At 45.1% G+C, this 23932-nt stretch carries 25 protein-coding genes; 11 read left to right on the top strand and 14 right to left on the bottom strand.

Annotated elements, in window-relative coordinates; translation table 11 throughout:
* Positions 1–38 precede the first annotated feature (38 nt).
* From KOE27_RS16455 to KOE27_RS16440, 4 genes are all read right to left on the bottom strand, one after another.
* On the bottom strand, positions 39–419 hold the full coding sequence (locus KOE27_RS16455) for a diacylglycerol kinase family protein (protein ID WP_215239938.1): 381 nt from the start codon (positions 417–419) through the stop codon (positions 39–41).
* Positions 394–1080, bottom strand: coding sequence for a DUF1361 domain-containing protein (locus KOE27_RS16450; RefSeq protein WP_215239937.1), 687 nt, complete (start codon positions 1078–1080; stop codon positions 394–396). Before KOE27_RS16450 ends, KOE27_RS16455 begins: the two co-directional genes overlap by 26 nt.
* Positions 1081–1197: 117 nt before the next feature.
* Positions 1198–2094 carry an SMP-30/gluconolactonase/LRE family protein gene (locus KOE27_RS16445; protein ID WP_215239936.1) on the bottom strand — a complete coding sequence of 299 codons (897 nt, stop codon included), beginning with the start codon at positions 2092–2094 and terminating at the stop codon, positions 1198–1200.
* A 30-nt stretch (positions 2095–2124) separates the two neighbouring features.
* Positions 2125–2766, bottom strand: coding sequence for a thioredoxin family protein (locus tag KOE27_RS16440; RefSeq protein ID WP_215239935.1), 642 nt, complete (start codon positions 2764–2766; stop codon positions 2125–2127).
* Positions 2767–3051: 285 nt separating this feature from the next.
* Between KOE27_RS16440 and rplU the strand changes: the two genes are divergently transcribed.
* Complete coding sequence (gene rplU / locus KOE27_RS16435; RefSeq protein ID WP_215239934.1) at positions 3052–3363, top strand: 50S ribosomal protein L21; 312 nt, start codon at positions 3052–3054, stop codon at positions 3361–3363.
* Positions 3364–3399: 36 nt separating this feature from the next.
* The gene (gene rpmA / locus KOE27_RS16430) at positions 3400–3687 is read left to right on the top strand and encodes a 50S ribosomal protein L27 (RefSeq protein WP_215239933.1); all 288 of its coding nucleotides are present in this window, start codon (positions 3400–3402) and stop codon (positions 3685–3687) included.
* A 77-nt stretch (positions 3688–3764) separates the two neighbouring features.
* Here the strand turns inward: rpmA and KOE27_RS16425 are convergent, their stop codons facing one another.
* A complete protein-coding gene (locus KOE27_RS16425; RefSeq protein WP_215239932.1) occupies positions 3765–5243 on the bottom strand; it encodes a hypothetical protein in 1479 nt (492 codons plus the stop codon).
* Between the two features lie 4 nt (positions 5244–5247).
* Positions 5248–5781, bottom strand: a complete 534-nt coding sequence (locus KOE27_RS16420) for an RNA polymerase sigma factor (protein ID WP_215239931.1) — start codon at positions 5779–5781, stop codon at positions 5248–5250.
* A 375-nt stretch (positions 5782–6156) separates the two neighbouring features.
* Here KOE27_RS16420 and KOE27_RS16415 point away from each other — a divergent pair, with 375 nt between their 5' ends.
* From KOE27_RS16415 to KOE27_RS16400, 4 genes are all read left to right on the top strand, one after another.
* Positions 6157–6753 carry a NifU family protein gene (locus KOE27_RS16415; RefSeq protein WP_215239930.1) on the top strand — a complete coding sequence of 199 codons (597 nt, stop codon included), beginning with the start codon at positions 6157–6159 and terminating at the stop codon, positions 6751–6753.
* A gap of 80 nt (positions 6754–6833) precedes the next feature.
* Positions 6834–7940: a hypothetical protein gene (locus tag KOE27_RS16410; protein ID WP_229252797.1), complete on the top strand. Its 1107-nt coding sequence runs from the start codon at positions 6834–6836 to the stop codon at positions 7938–7940.
* Between the two features lie 15 nt (positions 7941–7955).
* The gene (locus tag KOE27_RS16405; RefSeq protein WP_215239929.1) at positions 7956–9005 is read left to right on the top strand and encodes a ferredoxin--NADP reductase; all 1050 of its coding nucleotides are present in this window, start codon (positions 7956–7958) and stop codon (positions 9003–9005) included.
* Positions 9006–9204: 199 nt separating this feature from the next.
* Positions 9205–10269: a LacI family DNA-binding transcriptional regulator gene (locus KOE27_RS16400; RefSeq protein ID WP_215239928.1), complete on the top strand. Its 1065-nt coding sequence runs from the start codon at positions 9205–9207 to the stop codon at positions 10267–10269.
* 27 nt (positions 10270–10296) lie between these two features.
* Here KOE27_RS16400 and KOE27_RS16395 read toward each other — a convergent pair whose 3' ends face one another.
* From KOE27_RS16395 to rbfA, 3 genes are read right to left on the bottom strand one after another with little or no spacing between them, the layout of a single operon-like run.
* Complete coding sequence (locus tag KOE27_RS16395; protein ID WP_229252796.1) at positions 10297–12909, bottom strand: M1 family metallopeptidase; 2613 nt, start codon at positions 12907–12909, stop codon at positions 10297–10299.
* Between the two features lie 52 nt (positions 12910–12961).
* Positions 12962–14188: an FtsX-like permease family protein gene (locus tag KOE27_RS16390; protein ID WP_215239927.1), complete on the bottom strand. Its 1227-nt coding sequence runs from the start codon at positions 14186–14188 to the stop codon at positions 12962–12964.
* A gap of 15 nt (positions 14189–14203) precedes the next feature.
* Positions 14204–14590, bottom strand: coding sequence for a 30S ribosome-binding factor RbfA (rbfA, locus tag KOE27_RS16385; protein WP_215239926.1), 387 nt, complete (start codon positions 14588–14590; stop codon positions 14204–14206).
* A gap of 206 nt (positions 14591–14796) precedes the next feature.
* On the opposite strand from rbfA, the gene KOE27_RS16380 reads away from it, so the two are divergent.
* Entirely contained in the window at positions 14797–16155 is a 1359-nt protein-coding gene (locus KOE27_RS16380; RefSeq protein WP_406566856.1) for a hypothetical protein, read from the top strand.
* 64 nt (positions 16156–16219) lie between these two features.
* Here KOE27_RS16380 and rpiB read toward each other — a convergent pair whose 3' ends face one another.
* Entirely contained in the window at positions 16220–16654 is a 435-nt protein-coding gene (gene rpiB, locus KOE27_RS16375; RefSeq protein WP_215239924.1) for a ribose 5-phosphate isomerase B, read from the bottom strand.
* A gap of 122 nt (positions 16655–16776) precedes the next feature.
* Between rpiB and KOE27_RS16370 the strand changes: the two genes are divergently transcribed.
* A complete protein-coding gene (locus tag KOE27_RS16370; protein ID WP_215239923.1) occupies positions 16777–17547 on the top strand; it encodes an LOG family protein in 771 nt (256 codons plus the stop codon).
* A gap of 41 nt (positions 17548–17588) precedes the next feature.
* On the opposite strand, the gene KOE27_RS16365 is transcribed toward KOE27_RS16370, so the two are convergent.
* Positions 17589–18587: a helix-hairpin-helix domain-containing protein gene (locus KOE27_RS16365; RefSeq protein WP_215239922.1), complete on the bottom strand. Its 999-nt coding sequence runs from the start codon at positions 18585–18587 to the stop codon at positions 17589–17591.
* Positions 18588–18793: 206 nt separating this feature from the next.
* Here KOE27_RS16365 and KOE27_RS16360 point away from each other — a divergent pair, with 206 nt between their 5' ends.
* Positions 18794–20278, top strand: coding sequence for a glycine--tRNA ligase (locus tag KOE27_RS16360; protein ID WP_215239921.1), 1485 nt, complete (start codon positions 18794–18796; stop codon positions 20276–20278).
* 146 nt (positions 20279–20424) lie between these two features.
* Here the strand turns inward: KOE27_RS16360 and KOE27_RS16355 are convergent, their stop codons facing one another.
* A complete protein-coding gene (locus tag KOE27_RS16355) occupies positions 20425–20616 on the bottom strand; it encodes a cold-shock protein (RefSeq protein WP_215239920.1) in 192 nt (63 codons plus the stop codon).
* Positions 20617–20804: 188 nt separating this feature from the next.
* Between KOE27_RS16355 and guaA the strand changes: the two genes are divergently transcribed.
* Entirely contained in the window at positions 20805–22334 is a 1530-nt protein-coding gene (guaA, locus tag KOE27_RS16350; protein ID WP_215239919.1) for a glutamine-hydrolyzing GMP synthase, read from the top strand.
* 89 nt (positions 22335–22423) lie between these two features.
* On the opposite strand, the gene KOE27_RS16345 is transcribed toward guaA, so the two are convergent.
* Both KOE27_RS16345 and KOE27_RS16340 read right to left on the bottom strand, forming a co-directional pair.
* Positions 22424–22588, bottom strand: a complete 165-nt coding sequence (locus KOE27_RS16345) for a DUF1328 family protein (protein WP_138367535.1) — start codon at positions 22586–22588, stop codon at positions 22424–22426.
* Between the two features lie 172 nt (positions 22589–22760).
* On the bottom strand, positions 22761–23150 hold the full coding sequence (locus tag KOE27_RS16340; RefSeq protein WP_215239918.1) for a winged helix-turn-helix transcriptional regulator: 390 nt from the start codon (positions 23148–23150) through the stop codon (positions 22761–22763).
* Between the two features lie 126 nt (positions 23151–23276).
* Between KOE27_RS16340 and KOE27_RS16335 the strand changes: the two genes are divergently transcribed.
* Positions 23277–23906 (top strand): NAD(P)H-dependent oxidoreductase, encoded by a 630-nt coding sequence (locus tag KOE27_RS16335; protein WP_215239917.1) that lies wholly within the window; start codon positions 23277–23279, stop codon positions 23904–23906.
* Positions 23907–23932: the final 26 nt, after the last annotated feature.

Below are 23932 nucleotides of genomic sequence, written 5' to 3'. Positions count from 1 at the left end.
ATTGTAAATCAATTGCCATTATGAAGTTTCCTGAGTTTTTAAAAATTAAATTGTAAGCATACTTTGGGGATAAAAATGATAGCTCCGCCCACGACGGCCGTTATTGCAAGTATGAGCACACCAGCTGCTGCCAGATCTTTTACTGTTTTTATGGCGGGGTGATATTCGGGTGAAACTACGTCCGCCAGCTTTTCAAGCGAGGTATTGATTGCCTCCGCTGACCAGACAAGCCCGATCAGGATTACCACCAGAACCCACTCGGTTGAGGATATATTAAAGAAAATGCCTGCCGCGACCGTCAGTAGGGCTGCTATGAGATGAATGCGTGCATTGTTCTCATGACGAAACAGGGCGTACAATCCGGCTCCGGCATAACGGAAACTCCGCAGGGCTTTACCAATATTTATGGGACGACTCATGGCGTTTTAATTCTGCGAAAATATGGAACGCAAAGTACAACAACATCAGCACGAACGAAAAGGTAAGTGTGTGTTTAATTGCAAAAGGATCCTGGATACTGTGAATGATCCCATGTAAAAGTGCCCTGGGCTGGGTCACTACATCCCAGCTGTTCCAGCGTCCGTAGCGTCCCAGGAATATCCCGAAGCCGCTCAGTACCATTGCCGAGGTAATGGATGTCCAAGCCAGCAGGTGACTCCACCGGGAGGTCAAAATACGGAAAACAATGCGGATGGAATAAAGCCCGGTTAAAAAGCCCGCAACGGCAAAGGTGAAAATCATGATGGCGTCATACCACAACATATTTTCCGGCACTGCTTTCAGGTGCTTTAAGTCCGTGATGATATAGGGAGCGTTAGGAAAGAACAGCAGCCAGACCGACAGATATACGGTCAGCAGCCATAAAGGTAAACGGTTGGATTTGTCCTGTTCCCACACCCATTTGATAAGGAATAAAGGCACCCACGCCAGAAACAGATTCCAGGTGAGAAAAATGAAATCAGGAATGCCCGTTAGCATAAATCTGAAAATTAATAATGCAACAGCTGCTGCAGATACAAACGCGAGCAAAGCTACCTTCTGATTATTTTGTAAATAGCGAACAAGATAATTTGGCTTCATAAGTGAATTGTTAAAGTACTTTGTTTTGCAAAGTAAATAAAAATATCAAAATAAAACCAACCCTATTTTCATAAAGCTGGCTCATCTAGTTGGACTTAATGTTTGGATGGCACGGAATTATTTTTTTGCGGAAAAAGCTTTCATCATAGCCCATTCTCTGCCTGGGGTTTTTACTTTGAACGTTTCCAGGCAGCCACGATCCTGAAGCGTGATGTATACGGTTTTGCCATTTTTTCCTCCAAAACATATATTGGATACTTTTTTTCCAATCGTTTTATAGGTATGGGTTATCTTTCCCTGAGGCGATAGTACGGCCACTTCACCCTTTCCGTGCCTTGCTATGTACAGATTTCCGTGAATATCACAACGCATACCGTCCATGCCGCCATCCTCGAACTGATGCAGCAGGCGCTTGTTGTTGAGCTTGCCATCCGGAGCCAGATCAAAAGCCCATACATTTCTCTGCACGCTTTCGTTTACATACAATGTTTTTTCGTCGGGACTTACTTCTATTCCGTTCGTAGTTCCCAGGCCGGTGATAGCGAGGCTGGTTTTACCATCCGGTCCAACGTGCCAGATCTGCCCGGTACTCTCTTTCCAGTTGGGGTCCGAACAGAAGATATGGCCGCTCCTGGTAATTGCCAGGTCATTTGGTTGGTTCATTTTAGGCTCATTAGCAAAAACACTGATATCTTTTGTAACCAGGTCTACTTTCAGCACATTATGACCCGTAAAATCTGCGACGTAAAATGTGTTTTTGTCGCCAAACCTAATGCCGTTGCCTGTACTGCCTTTGGGAAGTGTAACAAAAAAGCTGGTTCTGCCTTTTTTAGATACCTGTGCAATTGTACCGTCCCTGGCGAAATTAACTGCATACACATTACCCTCAGCATCAACTGCAGGCCCTTCGCAATTACTGGTAAATTCGCCTTCTGCCGTAAAGTTCTTACTCTGCCCTGATACAATAGGGACATACAGCATGAGCAGAGAAACAATGGACAGGAAATTTTTCATGAATCTGAGATTATTATTGAGCGTAAGTACTTAGTTCTTCCATTTAATAGGACATCCCATGGGTTTGGTGACCGTTGTTACCACAGGTTTCCCTTCCAGCAGGTTACCCACCGCTTCATCGACGTAGAATTTCTTAACACCTTGCGGGTCCTGGGGGTTATCGTCAATCATACCGGTATATCTGAGAATAAATTTCGTTCCGTTTTTTTGCAAAACAAAAGCCTGCGGTGTGCGAGCCGCCCCGAAAGCCTTTGCCACTTGCTGATTGTCGTCGGCGAGATAAGTGAAATTAAAAGCTTTGGTATTGGCGCGCTCCTTCATCTTTTCAAAAGAATCGTCCTGATGTATACCCGGATCGCTTGGGTTGATCGCTATAACCCGGAAACCCTGTGATTCAAATTTATTACTTAATCCAAGCAGGCGGTCCTCATAGGCCTTGGAAAAAGGGCAATGGTTGCTGGTAAAAACAACGATAAGACCTTTGGCTGAAAGAAAATCGTTCAGTGAAACATTACCGCCTTTTGTGCTTTTAAGGCTAAAGTTTGATACCGCGTCTCCGATCTGATAACCTGGTGTGATCTGATCGCCTAAAATCCCGGACGAGCCTGAATGATCCGTAACCGTCAAGCCGGTAGAGATAAAAAGAATTGAAAGCCACAGATAGATTTTCATTTTTTTGTCTGGATAAGTCATTTTATCGTCAGGACGTTAATTATCATAAAGGTAACCGTTTGTATTGTTAAGGTTTGTTAATTCTTCAATTGAACCGGAGGTTGCCCTTTCAGATATCCGTTATAAAGGTAATAAGTTGCCATACTTTAACGATGACCTGATCAATAATTAATTGGTTGTTAGGGTTTCTTCTTCATAAATAAAACAGATAAGTACTTGTACATCTGCAAGTAAATTAATAGCTTTGCACCTCATTTTCGAATAATATATCCATAATTCATTAAAATGTACGCAATCGTAGAAATCGCAGGTCAGCAATTTAAAGTTGAAAAGGGTCGCGAAGTCTTCACGCACAGGCTTGAAGGTGACGTGAACGCTGCACTTGTATTTGACAAAGTCCTTCTCGTTGACAACGGAGGCACGGTACAGGTAGGAGTACCGACAGTAGCTGGTGCTTCTGTAAAAGTAACCGTTTTAGAGCACCTTAAAGGTGAAAAAGTGATCGTCTTCAAAAAGAAAAGACGTAAAGGTTACAGAGTTAAAAATGGTCACCGTCAGTATCTGACAAGGATCAGCATTGACGAAATCGTAGCTTAATCTCATTCAGATCATTACATTAAAAGTTAAGATATCATGGCACATAAGAAAGGTGTAGGTAGCTCGAAAAACGGACGTGATTCGGAAAGTAAGCGTCTTGGAGTAAAATTATTTGGTGGTCAGCTGGCAAAAGCCGGAAGTATCATCGTTCGTCAGCGTGGAACAAAACACAATCCGGGTAATAACGTAGGTATTGGCCGTGACCATACCTTGTTTGCTTTGGTAGATGGTAATGTGGTTTTCCGTAAAACCCGTGCGAATCGTTCTTACGTTCATATCGAACCTGTTGCAGCTCCTGCTGTTGAGGCAGTTGCAGAAGCATAATATTTTTTGTTAAAGTAAAGGAGCCCGCTGGAAATTTTCCAGCGGGCTCTTTTACTTGGAACCAATGTCCCGGTTTGTCACCGGATCCTCCACCGCAATAACAGTTGTCCGTTCACGGGTCTTTTCTTTTGACCTGTTGTGACGCTGCTGACAGGGATTATCATTCCCGCACCCAGGGCAATATTCCGCCAGGAATACAGTACTTCCGTGTTGCCGGTAATCAATATGGACCTGAGGTATTTCCAGTCTGTTGCATTTTTGTTGATGCCGTAAAGAGCATTTGTAACAATGGCAGAGCTGTCGTTGGTGGTCAGGGTATTCAGGAGTGCTTTTCTTTGCCAGGCCATATTGGCTCCGATCCCAACAGACCAGTTGCCGGCGATCTGATAGTTGTACTGCAGTCCCGCGCTCATTCCAATGATCTTCGAAAGATTGGTATTTATTACCGCAGTGTCCGGCTTGGTGATCCTGAAAGACGCCAGTTGTATATCGTTGCCAAAATGCTGGTTGTACGGACTGAACTTTACCAGTACTTCACTGCCGTTTTTCAATTCCCTGCTTACCCAAATTCCGGGTATGAACGGGGTGTAAAATGATTTGGATCCATCCGTTCCGGTAAAATATCTGTTGTAACCGTTTAAGGGAAGGGAAGGAGTAAGCTGTACCCCTGCATGAAGCTGTTTCAGGAGTTTCCTGCTATTAAAAATACGGTTCAGCTTATTTTCGGAGCGTACTGCGTTCGGGGAAAATATGGCTTTTGGGCTGCTTCCGGAAATTGGGATGGCTTCGAACTGATCTTTTAATCTATTCCGGAAAAAAGGCCCATTCCCGGCCAGTTCCAGTGCTTCGGGGGTATTTTGTATATACGAATGTTCCCTTCCTAAATTTGCACCCTTTTGAAGGGATGCTGAAATATCCGTCCTGTCGAAAGCTCCTGCAGGAAGCAGGGAAGTGATTTTTTTGTTCATAAACTGTCTGTTTCCTGTGCGATCGTTCCTCTCACCCTTGCTACTGCTTTCTCCGGTGCTTTGCGAAAATTCAGAATCAGAGGAATTCCGGCCAGACTCTTTTACAGCTTCCGATTTGTTTGCGGGCCTGGAAGCGGATAGCTCCACGGACGCATCAGGAACTCTGGCTGCCTTTTTCAAACGGGCAGGAGGAAGAGCAGCGCGGATGTCAGGCAGTTGGTTCTTTTCCGGAAACTCCGGGGACTCAGCCCTGTTACCGGAGGCCTGCTCCGCAGGATTACCTTTTTTTATTGCTTCGTTAAGCGGTGAAAGGACACCCAGGTGTGGAACTGCTGATTTTAACCCTGTGTCTTTCTTTTCTGACCCCGACAAAAGAAAAAGGGTAATCGCGCCAAGGATTACTGTTCCCGGCAGAATGACTTTTAGATAGCTCAGCCAACTGTTTGCACTGGGGGCAGCGGGTTCCGTGAGAGGCAATTCATTATCCAGCATATCTTTCATCCTACGCCATGCAGTGCCAGCCGAAACCTCAGGTTCGGGATAGTAAGCACCGGGCTTCTGATCAATATGCCGTTTTTTATCTTTCAAAGGGTTACAATTCTTTACTTTTTACGAAAATGGTTTTTAATCTGTTTCTGCTTTCATTCAGATGCCATTTAACAGTACCATCCTTCATGCCTGTTTCCTTCGTGATTTCCTTTATTGAAAAGCCTTCGAGATAAAACAAACTGCAAACAGCCCTGGTAGCAGGAGGAAGTTGGTCAAGGTAATGAAATATATCGTCCCATTCGGAACTGCGGAAAGGGTCGTACTGCGAGATATCCGACATATTTTCCTTTAATTCCTGTGTAGTTTCAGGTTTTTTATCCCGGATCATCGTCAGGCACGCGTTACGGATCACCGTGTACATCCAGTTAAATAACTCCCCTCTGCGCGGATCATACTGGTCGATGTTTTTAAATACTCTCATCATTCCATTGTTGAGCGCCGTAAGAATCTCGTGTTCGTCGGCAAAAAACTTTTTGCATAATGAAAACATTGCCGGATAAAAGGCATAGTACAATTCCTCCTGACTTTTCCGGTCATTGCGCCTGCATCCGTCTAATATTTCCCGCTGTTGATCCATTCATCAGTTAAAAGCCATTAAGTATCTCTGAATGGCTTTTACAACTTGTTTAATTTTTGTCTAAGGGGTAAGGCCCTGTGACGAAATCATCACCACCTTTTTAAGTACTTCCTTCTCACTGATCCTTGAATTCGTCTTCAGGGATCGGTAGCGGGACTCTACATATATCGTTAACTACAACCAGCAAGTTAAAGGTTGGGACGGCTTTAAATATTTTTTCATCCAGGGACTTTCCCTTCACCAGGTAGCTTTGCCGTGGTTAGATGGGAATAGGTCATTTTTCGGATTAATATCAGTTTGAGTCAAACCAAAATGATGATATTGTTGTTGAAGCAGAGAGATAAGTCTATCCATCATTGCCGAAAAATCAGTCACATGTTATCACGTCCCATTTTTGTATATACCGAATTAAGTCCCAACCCCAATTCAATGAAGTTTGTACTTAACTTTGAATTGGTACCGGAGGGTTTGTCTTTTGATTATCCTTCTCTGGAAGCAGCTCTGGAAGAAGGGAAGGTATCCCCGCTGGCTGCGGATCTTTTTCAGTTTCCGCACGTCAGGAGAGTTTTTATTGCCAGTAATTTTATAACGATCACCAAAGATGAGGAGATAGCCTGGGAGGAAGTTTTACGGGATACGAAGCAGTTTATTAAAATCTATTTTGAGGAGAATCATCCGGTATTTGAACAAAAAACGATCGATAGCAATACGTTGATTGTGGACGCACGGGATTCTGATACTGTTCAGAAAATTAAAGCGGCGCTGGACCAGTATGTTCGCCCGGCGGTTGAATCCGATGGAGGCGCCATTAACTTCCATTCTTTCAATGAAGATTCGGGGGTTGTAAAAGTACTGCTTCAGGGCTCATGCAGCGGTTGTCCTTCTTCTACATTGACTTTGAAAGCGGGCATTGAGAACTTACTTACCCGGATGGTACCCGATGTAAAAGAAGTGGTAGCCGAAGGAGTATAGTATACCGGAATTTGTTTTGAAACCCTGCCTTTACCGGGTGGGGTTTCTTTTTTTATATTAAATCCATTAGTTTGTGCTCCATGAACGATACGATGGGCATATTGCTGGGGAAAATCAGGTCTCTTCAGTCGGCGGGAGACAAATATTTCCCGGCGGGTATTTTTCCGGCCCACCGGTCCAACCCGATTATATGGTACCGCAGACCTGATACCACGATTTTTTTCTCCGCTATTATCTCTTTTACGCTCAGTTGTGTAAGGAAATATGTAAGTTCCGACCAGCAGGCTGTTATTGATGCTATCTGTTCGGAAGTTGCGGGCAATTATCCCGATTTCAGGAATAAGGATGGCCTGGATACCTATAATTTCTGGAAGACAAAGCCTTCGCGGCATTTCCCCAATGGTTATATATTCCGTCATTTTGAACATTTCCGCATACCTGACGACGTAGATGATACGGCCTTTATCTACCTGACGAGCCCTCGCGGGAAAGAAGAAGTAGCCTGGCTGAAAAACAAACTTTCGCTGCATGCCAACGGGGAAAAGCAATGGATTAAAAATACATTTCCGCAGGTCAGGAAACTACGGGCTTATTCCACCTGGTTTGGAAAGCACATGTATATTGAATTCGACGCATGCGTATTAAGCAATATACTTTACTGCATCTATCAACACGGCACTGAGCTTAATGAAAATGACCGGGACAGTCTGGAATATATCCGTTTCATCATTGAAGAAGGGCATTATTTGCGGGTACCTTTCCGATGCGCGCATCAGTACCCCCGTTCCGAGCTGATTATTTACCATGTGGCCCGGCTTATTGCTGCATTTGACCCGGTACCACTGCGTTCCATCCGGTCAAGGCTGATTGCGGATACCCGGCTTTTGTTAAACCGTACAGAGGTACCGATGGATCGGGTGATTTTGTCTTCATCCTTGTTAAGGTTAGGAGTTCAGATGGACTATATCGAAGTGGAAAAGTTTACCAGTCGGGATTTTAAAGGATTTTATTTTTTTATCGCCGGATTGCTGACGGCCTACGAGCATCCGGTTTTATACCGGATAGCAAACAGCAGATTGTTTCACATGTACTGGACTTGCGAAGCGCACTGTCTGACGTTACTTGCAGAATACGTGATACTTCACAAGTTGCGCGACAAACATGCGGACAAACCATTACTGACTTAACCGGTATGATGCGTAATGACAGAAGAAACAATTACGATAAGGGTCAAGGAAATCAGGAGCGAGCGTTACGATACTAAAACTTTTGTTTTTGAACGAACGGATGGTCATCCTTTGCAATACCGTGCGGGGCAGTTTCTGACCTTTCTTTTAAATTTGAACGGCCGTGAAGTACGCAGATCCTACTCGTTCAGCTCTGCTCCGAATGTTGATCTTTTCCCTATGATCACCATCAAACGGGTTGCAAATGGGGAGGCTTCGCGGTTCTGGATTGATTCGGTTGATGTTGGATATATTTTTACGGTGCTGCCGGCCGCCGGCAGGTTTGTACTGGAAGTCCACCTGAACAATAGGCCTTCTGATATCATTCTGATTGGGGCGGGGAGTGGCATTACCCCGTTGTTTGCACTCCTGAAGGAAACACTAACGCGGGACCAGCACACGTATGTCACGCTGATATTTGCCAACAAAAATGAAAACAGCACGCTGTTTCGTGAAGAATTGCAGGCATGGGAAAAAAGATACGACGACCGTCTGAAGATCATACATATTCACAGCCAGCCCGACCACCACTGGACGGGTATCCAGGGCAGGATCAATAACATGCGGCTCGTGCAGTTTATTTCTCAAAACCTGAGGTTTGAGCCTTCCGACGCAAGCATATTTATCTGCGGCCCTTTTGAACTGATGCGTTCTGTGGAAATAACGCTGCTCTACATGGGCTTTTCGCGAGAGCAGATCAGGAAGGAGAATTTCGTGATCAGTGAACTGCCTCCGGCTCCGCCTCATTCCGAACCGCATAATATTAACCTTACCTTCCGTGGGAAAGCGTTTGCACTGCCTGTTCCTGCGCATACCACCATACTGGACGCAGCGCTGCGTGCAGGCATCCGGCTCCCTTACAGTTGTAAAGGCGGACGCTGTGCTACCTGTGCCGGAATCCTGAGAAGCGGAAAACTTCATATGGCATTTAATGAGGTACTGACAGACAAGGATCTGGCTGAAGGGTGGATTTTAACCTGTGCTTCTTATGTGGATGATGACGAGGTGCAGGTGGTTATTGAATAAAAACAACTTTTTCTTGCTTCTGTTTCAGTGATTTTACGCTGTTTTTAGTGGCAAAGAGGCTTCGGTGGCGTCAGAATAAAAAACGATACCAAAAGTGTATATCGGACAGTTGTCGTTATATTGGCGCTCCTTTTGAAACAATTCCTAGGGGTACAGCCGTTGGCCTCGTTTTTCTGACCTTAGCATTTAAATCCACGTTGTGAAAAAGCAGATTGTTAGAATAAAAGATATAGCTGAACGTGCAGGGACCTCAAAAGGTACTGTGGACAGGGTTTTACATAACCGGGGCAGAGTGGCTGACGATGTAAGGGAACGGATACTCGGCATCATTAAAGAGATGAATTATGAGCCCAACCTCATCGCAAGATCTCTCAAATCTCAAAAGTCATACAGCCTGGCAGCACTCATTCCGGACCCGGCTACGGATCCTTACTGGGCATCCCCGAAACACGGTCTGGAAAAGGCTGAGAAGGAACTGAGGCAGTATGGTGTTTCGGTTACACAGTTTATTTTTGACCCGTATGATGTAGGATCCTTTATTTCAAAAGCAGGGGAGGTAACAGCAGACAGGCCCGATGGTATACTGGTTGCTCCTATTTTTTATAAAGAAGCACTTCCATTTTTTGATGAATGGAAACAGAGGGAAATACCATTTGTACTGTTTAATACACAGATCGAAAACGTGAGTCCGCTTTGTTACATTGGGCAGGATTCCTATCGAAGCGGTTTTCTGGCTGCTAAAATACTGAATTACGGACTGCCCTTTCCATGCACCATATTAATTGCACATATCAATGAAGATATTCCCAACTCTGCTCATCTTATTTCTAAGGAAGAAGGATTCAAGGGGTACTTCGAAATGGAAAAAGGAGCCAGGGGCTATCACATCATCCGGCAGGAGTTTAATTTTAAGCACATCACAACGCTTTTCGCTGAACTGGATGTGGTACTGAAAAAAAATGCGGACCTGCGGGCGGTGTATGTTACCAATTCCAAGGCTTTTGAGGTAGCTGCCTACCTGGATGCACGGCAGATTACCAACGTAAAGCTGGTAGGTTATGATTTGCTTGAAAGGAATCAGCAATATCTGGAAGCCAATACCATAGATTTCCTGATCAACCAGAATCCGCATGGGCAGGGATATTGGGGCATTCATCAGTTGGCCAATCACCTGGTTTTTCACAAAGAAATACAGCCGATTAAATTTCTTCCGCTGGATATTATTACCAAAGAAAACCTGGATTATTACCTTGACCCGCACTGAGTCAGCGACGGTCGTGGCTTCTGTCCTTTAGAGTTCCCCAAACTGGCTGTACATTTCTTTTAACTTGGGTTCCGTTTCTTTGGACCGGATATCTTTCCTCAGAGCGGCCACTCCCGGAATATCTGTCAGCAAACCAAGGGCCTGAAACGCTCCGAAACGGACGAAGTATGCGGGGTTATTCCTTGCCATTCCTTCCAGGATCGGGATACTTTTGCGCTGAATATCCTGCTTTGACTTGATGAGGTATTTCCCGAAAACCTGTAAGAAATTATATTTTTCGGTAGGCTTCATTCGCTTCATTTTTTCAAGAAACCACTCGAATCTGTCGGGTTGTGCCAGGCCGGCGTAGTAATTGGCCACGGATGTCACGATTGCATCGTTGGGCGAATTTTCAAATCGGGCCGCTACTTCGTTCACATCGTTTGCCTGCCCGAGCAGGTATTTGTCCAGGGCTACAGACACCACCTGGTAAGAAGTATCGGCCAGGGATTCCCGGAAAATAAGATCGCTGTTATTGTCGCCATAAGAAGCCAGGGTGATGATGGCTTCCGCCCGTACCTGAGGGTGTTCGTCAATTCGGGCACGGCTTTGTATGATTTTTTCAATGGCAGCAAAACCCTCTCCGTCATATTCTGCAAAATTGGAAATGGCCATTTGCCTTAATTTCCAAAAGGGGTCGTTCATGGCCTGCACCAGTACGTTGCGAACGGTGCTGTCGGCCAGCTTTCCTTCCAGCTGCGCCAGCGCTTCATATTTTGGCAGGAAACGATCGGCATGCAGGTATTGGAACAGCATTTCTTTCTTGTCCTTTTCGTGTTCAATGCTACCCAAAAGCTGGGCTTCGGCATCTACCAGAATAAGGTCTGGTTTCTGCGCAGCCGGGAATTCAAATGTATGGCTGGCCTTATCGATCAGCAGGTCATGCCTGGTTTTTTTTCCTGCAATCCAGATATCCACTTTAAGGGGCAGTCGATATACGGTTGTGGCCAGCGTATCCTGTGTCTGCCGGATCTTAAGTGAAACCTTGTTGGTTGCGAAAGAGTATTCCTGGTTCACAGCCAGGACCGGATGCCCCGGACGGTGAAACCATTGGTCAAAAAACCAGTTGAGGTCCTCACCCGTCACTTTTTCAAAGGCCATTCTGAGATCATCTATTTCGGCTGTACCGAAAGCATGGCTTTTCAGGTAAGATTTCAGCGCAGCGTAAAAAGCTTCTTCACCGGTATAAGCCCTGAGCATGTATAGTATCCTGCCGCCCTTGGCATAAGAATGGCTATCGAACATATCTTCGGCATCCTTGTAAAAATACCGGATCATGGGTACCTTTTTCGTTTCCGACTCAGCCAGATACTGTTTCATCTCCTGAAGATTTCCCCAGTCGGCTTCGTCCCGGCCGTTATTGTATTCGCTCCAGAGGTACTCCGCATAATTGGCAAATGACTCATTGAGCGGTAGCTGCCCCCATTCTTCTGCAGTTACATAATCGCCGAACCAATGATGCGCCAGTTCGTGGGCAATAACCGCATCAGAGTTTCCGTCAACGAGCGACCGGGTATCATTCTGTACGCCTTCCTCGTGTACGGTAGCGGTGGTATTTTCCATGGCCCCGGCAACAAAGTCTCTTACGGCAATTTGTGCATATTTTTCCCATGGATAATCAACCCCGAAAACATTGGAAAAGAACCCGATCATTTCTGGCGTACGGCCAAATATTGCATGGGCATCCGCTCCATATTTTGGTTCCACGTAGTAGCTCAGCTCCAGGCCGTTGGGCATCATGTCTCTAGCTACGGCAAAGTCACCTACGGCCATCATGGCAAGGTAAGGTGCATGCGGCAGTGATTGTTTCCAGTGGTCGGTACGGAATCCCTTTTCGTCCTTTTCCTGCGAGATGAGCAATCCGTTTGACAAAGTTTTGTATGTGCTATCCACCGTTATATAGAAATCCTGGGTGAATTTCTGGTTTGGCGCATCAATGGTAGGAAACCAGCACGAACTTCCCTCTGTTTCTCCCTGCGTCCATATCTGCTTTGGTTTTCCCTCGTCCATACCGTCGGCATTGATGAAGTAAAGTCCCTTTTCGCTGTGGCCGTTTTGCGCATTGCCTTTTACTTCGTTGGGTTTTGCGATGTACTCGATTTTGATACAGACGGTATCTTTTCTGGTATAACTCCGATCCAGCTTTACGGTCAGTTTCCGTTTGTTGTAGGTATATTCAAGCTTTTTGATTGTTTTCCGGGCAATGTCTCTGCTGCTGGCATTCCCAAGATTTGAGAGCGTATCCAGCAAAACAACTCCTTTGATGTCAAAGCTTTTGGCGTCAAGTTCAATGGTGTTCTGGGGATAAAAATGGGGTTTGAACTTTATGATTGCCGAAGCCGGAACCTGCTGCCTTACCCAGTCAAAGCTCACATCAAGGCGGGTGTAGATCAGGTCGTTCTTTTTGGGCCTTTCCGGGCGGTAGGGGCCTTTCGGAGTTCTCATGCCGGGGTTTCTCCGATAAACGGTATCAGGCATAGCTGTTTTGCCGGCAGCAATGCTGGCCTGACCTGCAAAAAGAAAACCCAGAATTATAAAAATGAAAGTTCTTATCGTAATATAGTTGATCGTATAGGTCATATCCGCTACCCGTTTGGACATATATTCAGATTTTGGTCTAAAATTCTTCTGGTCAAAAACCAGTAATTCAATATCATAATCGGCCTGGTTCCGCGGGCTTTGCGGCACGCTGGGCCGGAACGTAAGAAACGGCAAGGGTTATCATAACGATAATGGCACCTGCCATAAATATATCATTCCAGATTAATTTCACCGGATAGGCATCCACCAGAGAGGAAACCATTCCCATAGATACCAACCCGAACTGTATTTGAGCCCAGCAGATCGCTATACCGCTCAGTATCCCGAAACCGGCTCCTGTGAAAGCTACAATTGCGCCTTCGGTCAGAAATATTTTTTTTACCAGCAAGGGGGTGGCCCCCATGGTATACAGCATCATAATATCTTTCTTTTTCTCAATCGCCAGCATACTCAGCGAAAAGAAAATGTTGATTCCGGCCACTAAAATAATGAACGACAGAGTTATCGTGACAAAAAGTTTTTCCACACCTATAGCCCTCAGCAGATCGGCGTTCATAGAATCCCTGTCCTTGACTATGAATTTTGCTCCAAGTACACTTGAAATCCGCTGGCTGACTCCGGCCTCGGTATAACCAGGCTTGATCTGTATCTCCAGAGAAGATCTTTCGGAATGATAGCCAAGCAGTGCTTCTGCAACCTTGATGGGCACAATTACATAATCATCATAACGGGTTTCGATAAAAAATACACCACCAGGCCTCACCGCGATCTGGTTAAAAGCGTCGGTAGAGTTAAGGTTGATGGCTCTAGTATTACTTTTCGGATACCACAATTCAAGCGGAATGATAATATCCTGTAACGATATCGAAAGTGCATTCCGGATTCCTTCTGAAATGATGGCATACGGTGTGCCATTGGGACCATAAAGCTGCATGGATCCCTCAATAATGGCAGTATCCAGCTGATTTCTTTCCGCATAGGTGCTGTCAACCCCTTTCAGTTTGATGATTGTCTGCTGCCCTGCATAATGCGCCAGGGCGTTATCTTCAATTACCTGCGTAACCAGTTTCACTCCTTCAACGCCTTGAATACTTCTTAACAAAGGCGCCGAAACTTTAAAACGCTTCCCGGCCAGAGGTGTGATGGTAACATCCGCATCAAAAGTTCTGAAAATACTTCGGTTAAGGTCTTCCATACCATTAAATACCGACAGTACAACTACCAGCGCCATGGTTCCCACCGCAACACCCGCCATCGCGATTCTGGCGATCAGGCTGATAAAACTACGTTTGTTCCTGGAAAAAAAGTACCGTACGGCAATTCGGTAAGAAAGGTTCATTTTAGCTGCAACCTTTTATGAATTTGTGTCTTCATCTTCTTCGGCAGAAGCAGGTGGAATGACCAGGTCTGAAAACAAAAGATCCATTTTAGCGGCGTACTCTGCGGTATCGTCCAGGTAGAACTGCAGATGTGGTACAATTCTCAGCTGATGCCGAACTCTTTCTCCAAGTTTGGTTCGGATAAAACGGGTATTTTCCTGTATGTTCTGAAGAAGGAAATTTTTGTTTTTATCGGGTAAAAAACTGAGGTAGGCACGCGCTATGCCCAAATCAGGGGTAACTCTCACAGCAGTTATGGTAATAAAAGAGCCGCTTGTCAGATGCTGCGCATCTTTCTGGAATATCTCCCCAAGATCTTTCTGTATCTGCCTCCCTACCTTTTGTTGTCTTTTCGATTCCATCTGATCAGTGTCTGAATGGTGATATTTCTGGCTAACCGTTGTTTCCGCATCACCTATTAAAATAACCACAAATATCCGTACTTATTTTGTTTTTGTAGGGCATGGAATTGTAATTTCGTGAAAGTTATTGATATCAGCTACAAAACTTACTCGTCTTGCTTAGTTTTTTCCGGGTTAATGCACGATATCAAACCATTAGTTTGATTGTGTTCTTTTTGCTTCTCCGGCTTCCATTTTTTTTGGGAGGCGCACCATTGCTCATTCCTGAATTAAGCTGGATGCTTGTAGGGGAGCAAATGGGTCATGGTTTTATGCTTTATAAAGATGTCTGGGATAATGTCAGCCCCTTTTCCGGGCTGACCTACTGGCTGGTGGATTCCCTTTTTGGCCGGTCGCAGCTGGCTTACCAGCTTGTGGCGGGGCTGGTGTGTATCGTGCAGATACTGTATTTCAATTTTGTGATTCATTCAAGAGATGTTTTTCCGGAACGTACCTATGTTCCGGGAGCTCTTTATGCACTCTTTCTTAATATTTCGTTTGACTTGGGCACTTTGTCGCCCATGTTGCTGGCCAATACTTTTTTGCTGTTTGCTTTTGGCTCCATGGTAAAAATCCTCATCAGAAGAGAAGTATCCGCGCAGGTTTTTGAGATGGGCCTTTATATCGGAATTGCTACTCTGTTTTACCTTCCGGCGTCTCTTTTTATGGCCTGGGCTTTGCTTGCTCTGTTGTTTTACACGGGCGCAACCATCAGGCATCACTTGCTGGGGCTTTTCGGTTCCTTGTTTCCACTGTTGATGGTGGTACTGTTTTTTTATCTGAACGATGGTGTTGAAAGCCTTAACCGCAACCTGCTGACTTCCGTTTTTCAGGTGAAACAATACAATCTTAATGATTTTTCTTCTCTGCTGGTATCCTTGTTCCTGCCGCTAAGTTTTGGGGTGATGGGCTTTATGCGCATTTTTACATCCATCCGTTTCGTGAACTATCAAACCCGTATCCAGCAGGTGATGGCATTATGGTTTATCGTTGCGGTTTTTACCATTCCACTGATGCAGTACCTGGCCCCCATGCAGTTTGTTGTTTTCATACCGCCGGCCTCTTTTTTTGCCACCCATTATTTCCAGAGTTTTAAGAAGAAAAGCTGGGCCGACGAGGTACTGTTTATGTTCATGGGCGGAATTATCATTATTATGCAGCTTCAGGGTTTAAGGGGCCTGATTCCCGGTGTTTCTGCTGGCAGGCTCGAGAATCTCAGGGCAAAGCCGGCATCTCTTCCTGCGGAAATCCATAATAAACGAATTCTGGTGCTGGGCCAGCATACCGGCGAATACCTGAATAATTACACGGCCACGCCTTACCTGAACTGGGAGCTGGCCAGTTATGACCTGGAAAATCTGGATAATTTTGACAGCGTGATCCACGTTTATGATAATTTCAGAAAAGATCCGCCCGATTATGTGATCGACAAGTCGGATGTTATGCCGAAGCTACTGGAAAGAGTTCCGGCCTTAAAAAGGCAATATACTCCCAGTGCCTGGAAAGGGATATACCGGCGCAACTGATTAGCCGGGAGGGCTGGAATGAACCCGAAGGAAGACTTATGGTAATCTTCCCACGGGATATTTATTAAGCGCAGGACATTTTATTTACCCTTGTCTGATGCCTTCCGCCTTCAAATTCGGTGCTCAGAAAGAGTCTTAAACTTTCAAGGGCGGTTTCCAGGGAAATAAAGCGAACAGGAAAGCAAACTACGTTGGCGTCGTTATGCTGGCGGGCCAGTGGGGCAAGTTGCGGATCCCAGACAAGCGCCGCCCGAATACCCTGATGTTTATTGGCAGTCATACAAACGCCTTGTCCGCTGCCGCAAAGGAGTACTCCCTTTTCAAATTCACCACTTTCAACTGCCGAAGCAACCGGATGTGCGAAGTCGGCATAATCCGCCGGATCCGCGCTATGGGTTCCAAAATCAACTACTTCAAAGTCGTTAGCGGCCAGCCATTCCTTAATGGGTTCTTTGTAGGGAAAGCCCGCATGGTCCGAACCGATTGCAATTTTTCTCATTACTTTTTTGTTAATTGTACCCACCTTCAAATAAATGAATGGTTAGGATAGTTAAATAGTTTCTATCATAAAGACCAGCAAATTTAGTAGCAATTCAACAACTAAATCGAATTTCAATAAGTATGAGTGAAGAAATAAAACATACTGATAGCCAGCTGACCGATGTATCCCTTCTGAATCCGGCGGTTCCGGAAGATGAAAAACGAATAAAAGAAGCTTTTGAGGATAGAAACTGGAATGAAATAAAAAGTGCAGATTCCTGGGTTGTATTTAAGGTAATGGCCGAATTTGTGGAGGGGTTTGATAAGTTAGCTAAAATAGGCCCTTGCGTAACCATTTTCGGCTCTGCCCGTACCAAGCCAGATAACCCTTATTACAAAACGGCAGAGGAAATAGCGGCAAAGCTCGTCAGACATGGTTACGGTGTGATCACTGGCGGAGGTCCGGGTATTATGGAGGCAGGGAACAAAGGTGCTTTTGAGCAGGGAGGGAAATCCGTCGGTCTCAATATAAAACTCCCTTTTGAACAGCACAGCAACATCTATATTGATCAGGACAAAAGCATCAACTTTGATTTCTTCTTTGTCAGGAAGGTAATGTTCGTTAAATACTCACAGGGCTTTATTGTGATGCCCGGCGGCTTTGGAACGCTCGATGAACTCTTTGAAGCGATGACTTTGATACAAACCAAAAAAATCGGTCGTTTCCCGATTGTTATGGTAGGTACTTCCTTCTGGGCCGGGCTGATCGACTGGATCAAGAATGTGATGCTTACGGAAAAAAATATAAACCCCGAAGACTTAAAACTGATCAGCCTGGTAGATACACCGGATGAGGCGGTGAAAGTGATCGACAATTTTTATTCCAAATATCTGCTGAAGCCTAATTTTTAATAAGCTGAGGGTTTCAGATTGCGTTCCGTCAGTAAGTGGTTTTAAAACTCAAGGTATGGGCCTATCTTATGAAGAGTCTTTTCGTCCAGTACCCCGGTCTTCCTCAGGTCGTCAATGGATTGGTAGGGCCCATGCTGGTTTCTGTAATTGATGATCACGCCAGCAAGTTTTTTGTTGCGGAGATAGGAGTGTGCCGTTAACCGTTCCAAGTCTGCAGTATTGATTTTGATCCTTGTAATAGGGCTCAGTACCTTGGCGTAGCGGTTGAGTTCTGTTAGTGCCAGGGAATCAATTCCAAAAATTTCGGGGTACTGTTCCGGAGAATGAAAGCCCCCCAGTCCGTCCCTGAACCTGATGATCCGGATTGCCAGCTTGCTTCCGATTCCGCGAAGCCGGATCAGTTCAGTCGTATCGGCTTTGTTGATATCAAAAGGCACCAAGGCAGTCCTGGCTGGGAAACGATTTGCTTTTGGCAGGTTGTTGTAGTGGTCGTTGGCAGGATATGATTTTGGAAGCCGCTCCTGAGAGGAATCCTTCCGGCTGAATTTTTTAAAAGATTCAGGTAAAATAATATAACCTTCCAGCTGCTGATACAGGTCCGACGGGAAGTCGTATATATGCAGCAAATCTTCTTTTTTGCGAAACCGGCCTCCTTTACTTCGGTACTTTTCAATCCGTTTTGCGAGGAAAGGAGCAATCCCGAGTTCCTCTAACTCTGCAATACTGGCCCGGTTAGGATCGAATTTAAAAAGACGCTGTGGACGTACAGGCGTTTTGCTGTAATTCCCTTTGTAATTGTTTTTATTGTTTTTTTCTTCAAAATCCGGCTGTTCTTGATCCATCAATGTGGCGACACTGTCCAGCATGCGGGTAGGTACCGGCGCTGTTGCGACGGGAAAATGTGGTAGGATGAGCCGGCGAAAAATGAAAGGAAACCACACAATCAGCAGGGTGATGATCATCATCAGTGCAGCTCCTCTGGCTTGTTTGCGGGATATTCCCAAAAAATCCTGCAGCTGGTCAAGGATACGTCTAAACATCAGGAAAATGGTAAGGTGTGATGCTAGGACGTAGCGGCAGAGATTAAGTTTCCAGATTTTGAACAGATAATTATGAGTTACAGAATTTTACCGGTGCACAAATTTCATCCACATGAATACGCATTGACAGCAAAATCCCTAATTTTGCCCGATTCCTGATTTTGGAATGATGAACAATAGTTTTTAATTGATTTTAAACAAATAGAATGAGCCAGGCACCTGCTACTTCCCTTCAAGACATTGTAGGGCATGCTAAAGAATACGGTTTTGTATTTCCCTCTTCTGAGATATATGACGGTCTGCAAGCTGTTTATGACTACGGACAGAATGGCGTTGAACTTAAAAATAACCTGAAAACAGCATGGTGGAAAGCCATGACGCAGCTTCACGACAACATCGTGGGTATTGACGCGGCTATTTTTATGCACCCGCTTACGTGGAAGGCTTCCGGCCATGTGGATGGTTTTAATGACCCGATGATCGATAACAAGGATTCTAAAAAACGTTATCGCGCGGATCAGCTGCTGGAAGGCAAAGCGGAACAATATGAAGCCGAAGGCCAGTCCGAAAAGGCCCAGGCGCTGCTTGCTGAAATGGGAAGGTTGCTGAGTGCTGAGGATTTGGCGGGTGTAAGGGAACTGATTATCAGTGAAAATATAAAATGCCCTGTTTCCGGGACTGCGAACTGGACAGAAGTTCGGCAGTTTAACCTGATGTTCAGTACTCAGGTGGGTTCGGTTGCGGATGACTCCAGCCTGATCTACCTGCGTCCGGAGACGGCACAAGGAATATTTGTGAATTTCCTGAATGTGCAGAAAAGCGGCAGGATGAAAATTCCTTTTGGTATTGCGCAAATAGGAAAGGCTTTCCGGAATGAGATTGTGGCCCGCCAGTTTACCTTCCGTATGCGGGAGTTTGAACAAATGGAAATGCAGTTTTTTATACGCCCTGGTACCGAAATGGCCTGGTATGATTCATGGAAGGAGGCCAGGATGAAGTTTCATAAAGCGATTGGTCTGCCAGCTGAAAAGCTGAAATTTCATGATCACGAAAAGCTGGCGCATTATGCCAATGCTGCCGTTGATATTGAATTTCAGTTCCCTTTCGGATTCAGGGAAATAGAAGGGATCCATTCTCGTACCGATTTTGACCTCAGAAACCACCAGGAATTATCTAAGAAAAAGCAGCAGTACTTTGATGCCGATCTTGACGAAAATGGGAAGCCGTATGGAAATTATATCCCTTATGTTGTTGAAACTTCCGTAGGCGCCGACCGCCTTTTCCTGGCGGCCTTCTGTAACGCATATACCAACGAAACGGTGGGTGAAGGTGAAAATGCCAAACAGCGTACTTACCTGAAATTACATCCCGCACTCGCTCCTTTTAAAGTTGCAGTGTTGCCGCTCGTAAAGAAGGATGGACTGGCAGAAAAAGCGCAGGCTGTGGCAAATTCGCTTAAATCTTCTTTCCGTACCACTTACGATGATGGAGCAGCCATTGGTAAACGCTACACACGGCAGGACCTTATCGGTACCCCCTTCTGCGTTGTTATTGATTACCAGACCATGGAAGACGACACCGTAACGATCCGCCACCGGGACTCGATGGAACAGGAGCGGGTGGCGATCAGTGAACTGAAAGAAAAAATCGGGTACAAGGTTGCTATAGAAAGAATTCTGGAGGCGATCTGATTACCAGGCAGATATTTGCAGAAAAGGGTTGATCCGGAAAGTCGACCCTTTTCTGTTGCCGGAAGGTTGTGGGAGGGCTTTCCCGAAAAAGTAAAGGCCCCACCTAGGTGGGGCCTTTACTTCGTTACATTTATATTAAGTTACGGTTATGCAAGCTTAACATTCACGGCGTTTAGTCCTTTGCGTCCTTCTTGTAGGTCGAAAGTGACCTCATCGTTTTCGCGAACTTCGTCAACAAGACCTGAGATGTGTACGAAATAATCCTGTCCTGTTTCTGTGTCTTTAATGAACCCATATCCTTTTGAGTCATTGAAGAATTTAACTGTTCCTTGATTCATATTAACTTTTAAATTATAAAATTTGATCAAAGATAGAATTTATTATACTCAAACCAAAATTTAGTTTTAAAATCAGCTGCCTTGGCAACTCTTTTTCTGATAAGTATTTCGTAATACGCTGTTAATCTTTACATACTTTTTTTCGTTTCGGGCAATCTGTCTACCTTTGCGTTTTAGATAGCATATACATGACAGAACAGATTCTTATTCTTGATTTTGGTTCACAGTACACGCAGTTAATAGCTCGTCGCATTCGTGAGCTTAATGTTTATTGTGAAATTCATCCTTATAATAATTTCCCTGATCTTACGCCCAACGTCAAAGGAGTGATCTTGTCCGGAAGCCCCTGTTCGGTGCGGGATGAAGATGCTCCAAAGATCGATTTTGATAAATTCAGAAGGATTGTCCCTGTTCTCGGAGTTTGTTACGGAGCACAGCTCATGGCCCATATGCTGGGCGGGGAGGTGCAGCCTTCCAAACATCGTGAATATGGCCGGGCTCGTCTCGAAATCGGGGATAGAGATTCTTCCCTGCTGGCAGACCTGTCTCCTTCTTCTCAGGTTTGGATGTCGCATGGCGATACCATCGTGGATATTCCCGATAATTTCAGGATCATTGCTTCAACTGAATCGGTGAAAGTAGCAGCGTTCAAAATTGCCGATGAACTCACCTATGGTATTCAGTTCCATCCAGAGGTTACGCATTCTACGGAGGGCAAAACGCTGATGCATAATTTTGTAGTAGGTATTTGCGGATGTAAGCAGGATTGGACTTCGGAGTCTTTTGTCGAGCAAACAGTATCTCATCTGCGTCATAAGCTCGGTAACGATAGGGTGGTGATGGCCCTTTCAGGCGGGGTTGACTCCACCGTTGCGGCAACGCTGGTACATCAGGCGATAGGCGTGAACCTCTTCTGTATTTTTGTAGACAATGGCTTGCTGAGGAAAAACGAGTATGAAGAAGTACTTCACTCTTATCAGGATATGGGCCTCAATATCAAAGGAGTAGATGCGAAGGATCATTTCTACGCCGCTTTGAATAACCTGACGGATCCTGAGGAAAAAAGGAAGGCAATAGGAAGGTCATTTATTGAGATCTTTGACCAGGAAGCGCATCTGATTGAGGAGGTAAAGTGGCTGGGACAAGGTACTATTTATCCTGATGTAATCGAATCTGTTTCTGTGAAAGGGCCTTCGGCGACCATCAAGTCCCATCACAATGTGGGAGGACTGCCTGATTTCATGAAATTGAAAGTAGTAGAGCCACTTAATACACTTTTTAAAGACGAAGTGCGTGCGGTTGGACGTACCCTTGGTATTTCAGAAAATATACTTGGACGCCATCCTTTCCCCGGCCCTGGTCTTGCGATCCGGATCCTGGGGGATATTACCGCAGAAAAAGTGGAAATTCTCCAGCAGGTGGATGCTATTTTTATCGGCGGGCTAAAAAAATGGGATTTGTATAAAGAGGTATGGCAGGCGGGTGCCATGTTGTTGCCTGTACAGAGTGTGGGTGTGATGGGAGATGAACGTACTTATGAAAGTGTGGTGGCCTTACGCGCTGTGACCTCTGTGGATGGTATGACGGCGGATTGGGCGCACCTTCCCTACGACTTCCTGGCTGAGGTTTCCAATGATATCATCAACCGTGTGAAAGGTGTAAACAGAGTGGTTTATGATATTTCTTCAAAACCGCCTGCTACCATTGAGTGGGAATAGTTTAAGAAGGATATACTGATAAACGAAATAAGGAGCGGGATGCATAAGCCATCCGCTCCTTATTTCGTTTTAATATACTTTTAGTAGCGTCAGGATCGCCCGACACCACGGCTCAATAAACTTAAAACAAATAATACCAAAAATACAAAGAAAAGTATTTTAGCAATTCCTGCCGCGCCCGCTGCGATACCCCCAAAACCAAGTATACCGGCGATTATAGCGATTATCAAAAATATTACGGTCCATCTAAGCATAATTGACAAAAGTTAAATGTTTAACAATCAATGATGTCTGGATAGATACCAATTGTGTGCCAAATACATGGATTGGCTTAAAACGACCAGATACGGCTTTTCTACAGGGTTTTTTTAAGAAATAATATTCCGATCTTGTGGATAATCCTTCACACTTTATAGCGATCAGGCCCTAATCCTGAAGTACCGGTGATTCTGAAACAACTTTCTCGCCCATAATCCGGTGCCGGTGGTCGGCTCCCCACTTGCGCAATACTTCAATAACCGGTTCCAGGGTATGCCCGTAGGGTGTGAGGGTGTATTCCACCACCACTGGGATGGAATCATAAACGGTCCGCTTCACCAGTTCATTTGTTTCCAGGTCCCTCAATTCTTTCGAAAGCATTTTGTCGGTGATGTTGGGGATTTCGCGGGCGATCTGAGAAAAACGTTTATTTCCGAACATAAGGGAAATAATAATAGGCAGTTTCCATTTGCCGTTCAGTACCTCAAGGGCGTCATGCACCGGCAGCATGTGTTTGGAACAGGTACTGTAGTTCTTTTCCTGAATTGGATGCTCCATGGTTTTTATAATTATCTGTAAATCAGTTGCTATATTTATTGTAAGTGCTATACATTGTTATAGTACTTACAAATATATAGTATATTTAATTAAGTTTGCACATGATTTATTAAATGGAATAAAAAAATGAGCGAACTAATAGAAAAACTGAACTGGCGTTACGCGGCCAAGCGGATGACAGGTACTCCTATACCTTCTGAAAAACTGGATACCATCCTTGAAGCCATCCAATTGGCACCGTCGTCAATGGGTCTGCAGCCTTATAATATAATTGTGGTAGGTGATCCGGAATTGAAAAATAAAATTTTTGCCGAAGCAGCAGCACAGCCACAGGTAAAAGAGTCGTCGCATTTGCTGGTGTTTGCGGCCTGGGAAAAAGTCACCTCTGAGAGTATTTCGGATTATATAGGATTAATAGCCAAAACGAGGGATATCTCTGTGGAATCTCTGGCTCAGTTTCAGAAAGCGCTCGGGGGGATCCTGGGACGGTCCGAAGAGGTTAATTTTAACTGGTCGGCCCGTCAGGCTTACATCGCCCTGGGGCATGGCCTGGTGGCTGCGGCGGTGGAAGGAGTTGACGCTACCCCAATGGAAGGCTTCAATAACGCGAAACTGGACGAAATTTTAGGGCTGAAGGAAAAGGGGTTACGCAGCGTAGTACTGTTGACGCTCGGATACCGCGATAGTGCAAATGACCATCTGGCCGGTGCTAAAAAAGTAAGGCGCCCTCAGGAGGAACTTTTCATCAGCTTTTAATTTTATGGATGAAGATCAATTCAAAG

This window comes from Dyadobacter sp. CECT 9275, from assembly GCF_907164905.1.
Taxonomy (GTDB): Bacteria; Bacteroidota; Bacteroidia; order Cytophagales; family Spirosomataceae; genus Dyadobacter; species Dyadobacter helix.
Note: the sequence above shows the minus strand (reverse complement) of the source record. Positions and strands in the feature narration are given on the sequence as shown.

Excerpts from the sequence above, each read along its gene's own strand:
- KOE27_RS16455 (WP_215239938.1), bottom strand. The coding sequence starts at position 419 with ATGAGTCGTCCCATAAATATTGGTAAAGCCCTGCGGAGTTTCCGTTAT.
- KOE27_RS16450 (WP_215239937.1), bottom strand. The coding sequence starts at position 1,080 with ATGAAGCCAAATTATCTTGTTCGCTATTTACAAAATAATCAGAAGGTA.
- KOE27_RS16445 (WP_215239936.1), bottom strand. The coding sequence starts at position 2,094 with ATGAAAAATTTCCTGTCCATTGTTTCTCTGCTCATGCTGTATGTCCCT.
- KOE27_RS16440 (WP_215239935.1), bottom strand. The coding sequence starts at position 2,766 with ATGAAAATCTATCTGTGGCTTTCAATTCTTTTTATCTCTACCGGCTTG.
- rplU (WP_215239934.1), top strand. The coding sequence starts at position 3,052 with ATGTACGCAATCGTAGAAATCGCAGGTCAGCAATTTAAAGTTGAAAAG.
- rpmA (WP_215239933.1), top strand. The coding sequence starts at position 3,400 with ATGGCACATAAGAAAGGTGTAGGTAGCTCGAAAAACGGACGTGATTCG.
- KOE27_RS16420 (WP_215239931.1), bottom strand. The coding sequence starts at position 5,781 with ATGGATCAACAGCGGGAAATATTAGACGGATGCAGGCGCAATGACCGG.
- KOE27_RS16415 (WP_215239930.1), top strand. The coding sequence starts at position 6,157 with ATGTTATCACGTCCCATTTTTGTATATACCGAATTAAGTCCCAACCCC.
- KOE27_RS16410 (WP_229252797.1), top strand. The coding sequence starts at position 6,834 with ATGAACGATACGATGGGCATATTGCTGGGGAAAATCAGGTCTCTTCAG.
- KOE27_RS16405 (WP_215239929.1), top strand. The coding sequence starts at position 7,956 with ATGACAGAAGAAACAATTACGATAAGGGTCAAGGAAATCAGGAGCGAG.
- KOE27_RS16395 (WP_229252796.1), bottom strand. The coding sequence starts at position 12,909 with ATGTCCAAACGGGTAGCGGATATGACCTATACGATCAACTATATTACG.
- KOE27_RS16390 (WP_215239927.1), bottom strand. The coding sequence starts at position 14,188 with ATGAACCTTTCTTACCGAATTGCCGTACGGTACTTTTTTTCCAGGAAC.
- rbfA (WP_215239926.1), bottom strand. The coding sequence starts at position 14,590 with ATGGAATCGAAAAGACAACAAAAGGTAGGGAGGCAGATACAGAAAGAT.
- rpiB (WP_215239924.1), bottom strand. The coding sequence starts at position 16,654 with ATGAGAAAAATTGCAATCGGTTCGGACCATGCGGGCTTTCCCTACAAA.
- KOE27_RS16370 (WP_215239923.1), top strand. The coding sequence starts at position 16,777 with ATGAGTGAAGAAATAAAACATACTGATAGCCAGCTGACCGATGTATCC.
- KOE27_RS16365 (WP_215239922.1), bottom strand. The coding sequence starts at position 18,587 with ATGTTTAGACGTATCCTTGACCAGCTGCAGGATTTTTTGGGAATATCC.
- KOE27_RS16360 (WP_215239921.1), top strand. The coding sequence starts at position 18,794 with ATGAGCCAGGCACCTGCTACTTCCCTTCAAGACATTGTAGGGCATGCT.
- KOE27_RS16355 (WP_215239920.1), bottom strand. The coding sequence starts at position 20,616 with ATGAATCAAGGAACAGTTAAATTCTTCAATGACTCAAAAGGATATGGG.
- guaA (WP_215239919.1), top strand. The coding sequence starts at position 20,805 with ATGACAGAACAGATTCTTATTCTTGATTTTGGTTCACAGTACACGCAG.
- KOE27_RS16345 (WP_138367535.1), bottom strand. The coding sequence starts at position 22,588 with ATGCTTAGATGGACCGTAATATTTTTGATAATCGCTATAATCGCCGGT.
- KOE27_RS16340 (WP_215239918.1), bottom strand. The coding sequence starts at position 23,150 with ATGGAGCATCCAATTCAGGAAAAGAACTACAGTACCTGTTCCAAACAC.
- KOE27_RS16335 (WP_215239917.1), top strand. The coding sequence starts at position 23,277 with ATGAGCGAACTAATAGAAAAACTGAACTGGCGTTACGCGGCCAAGCGG.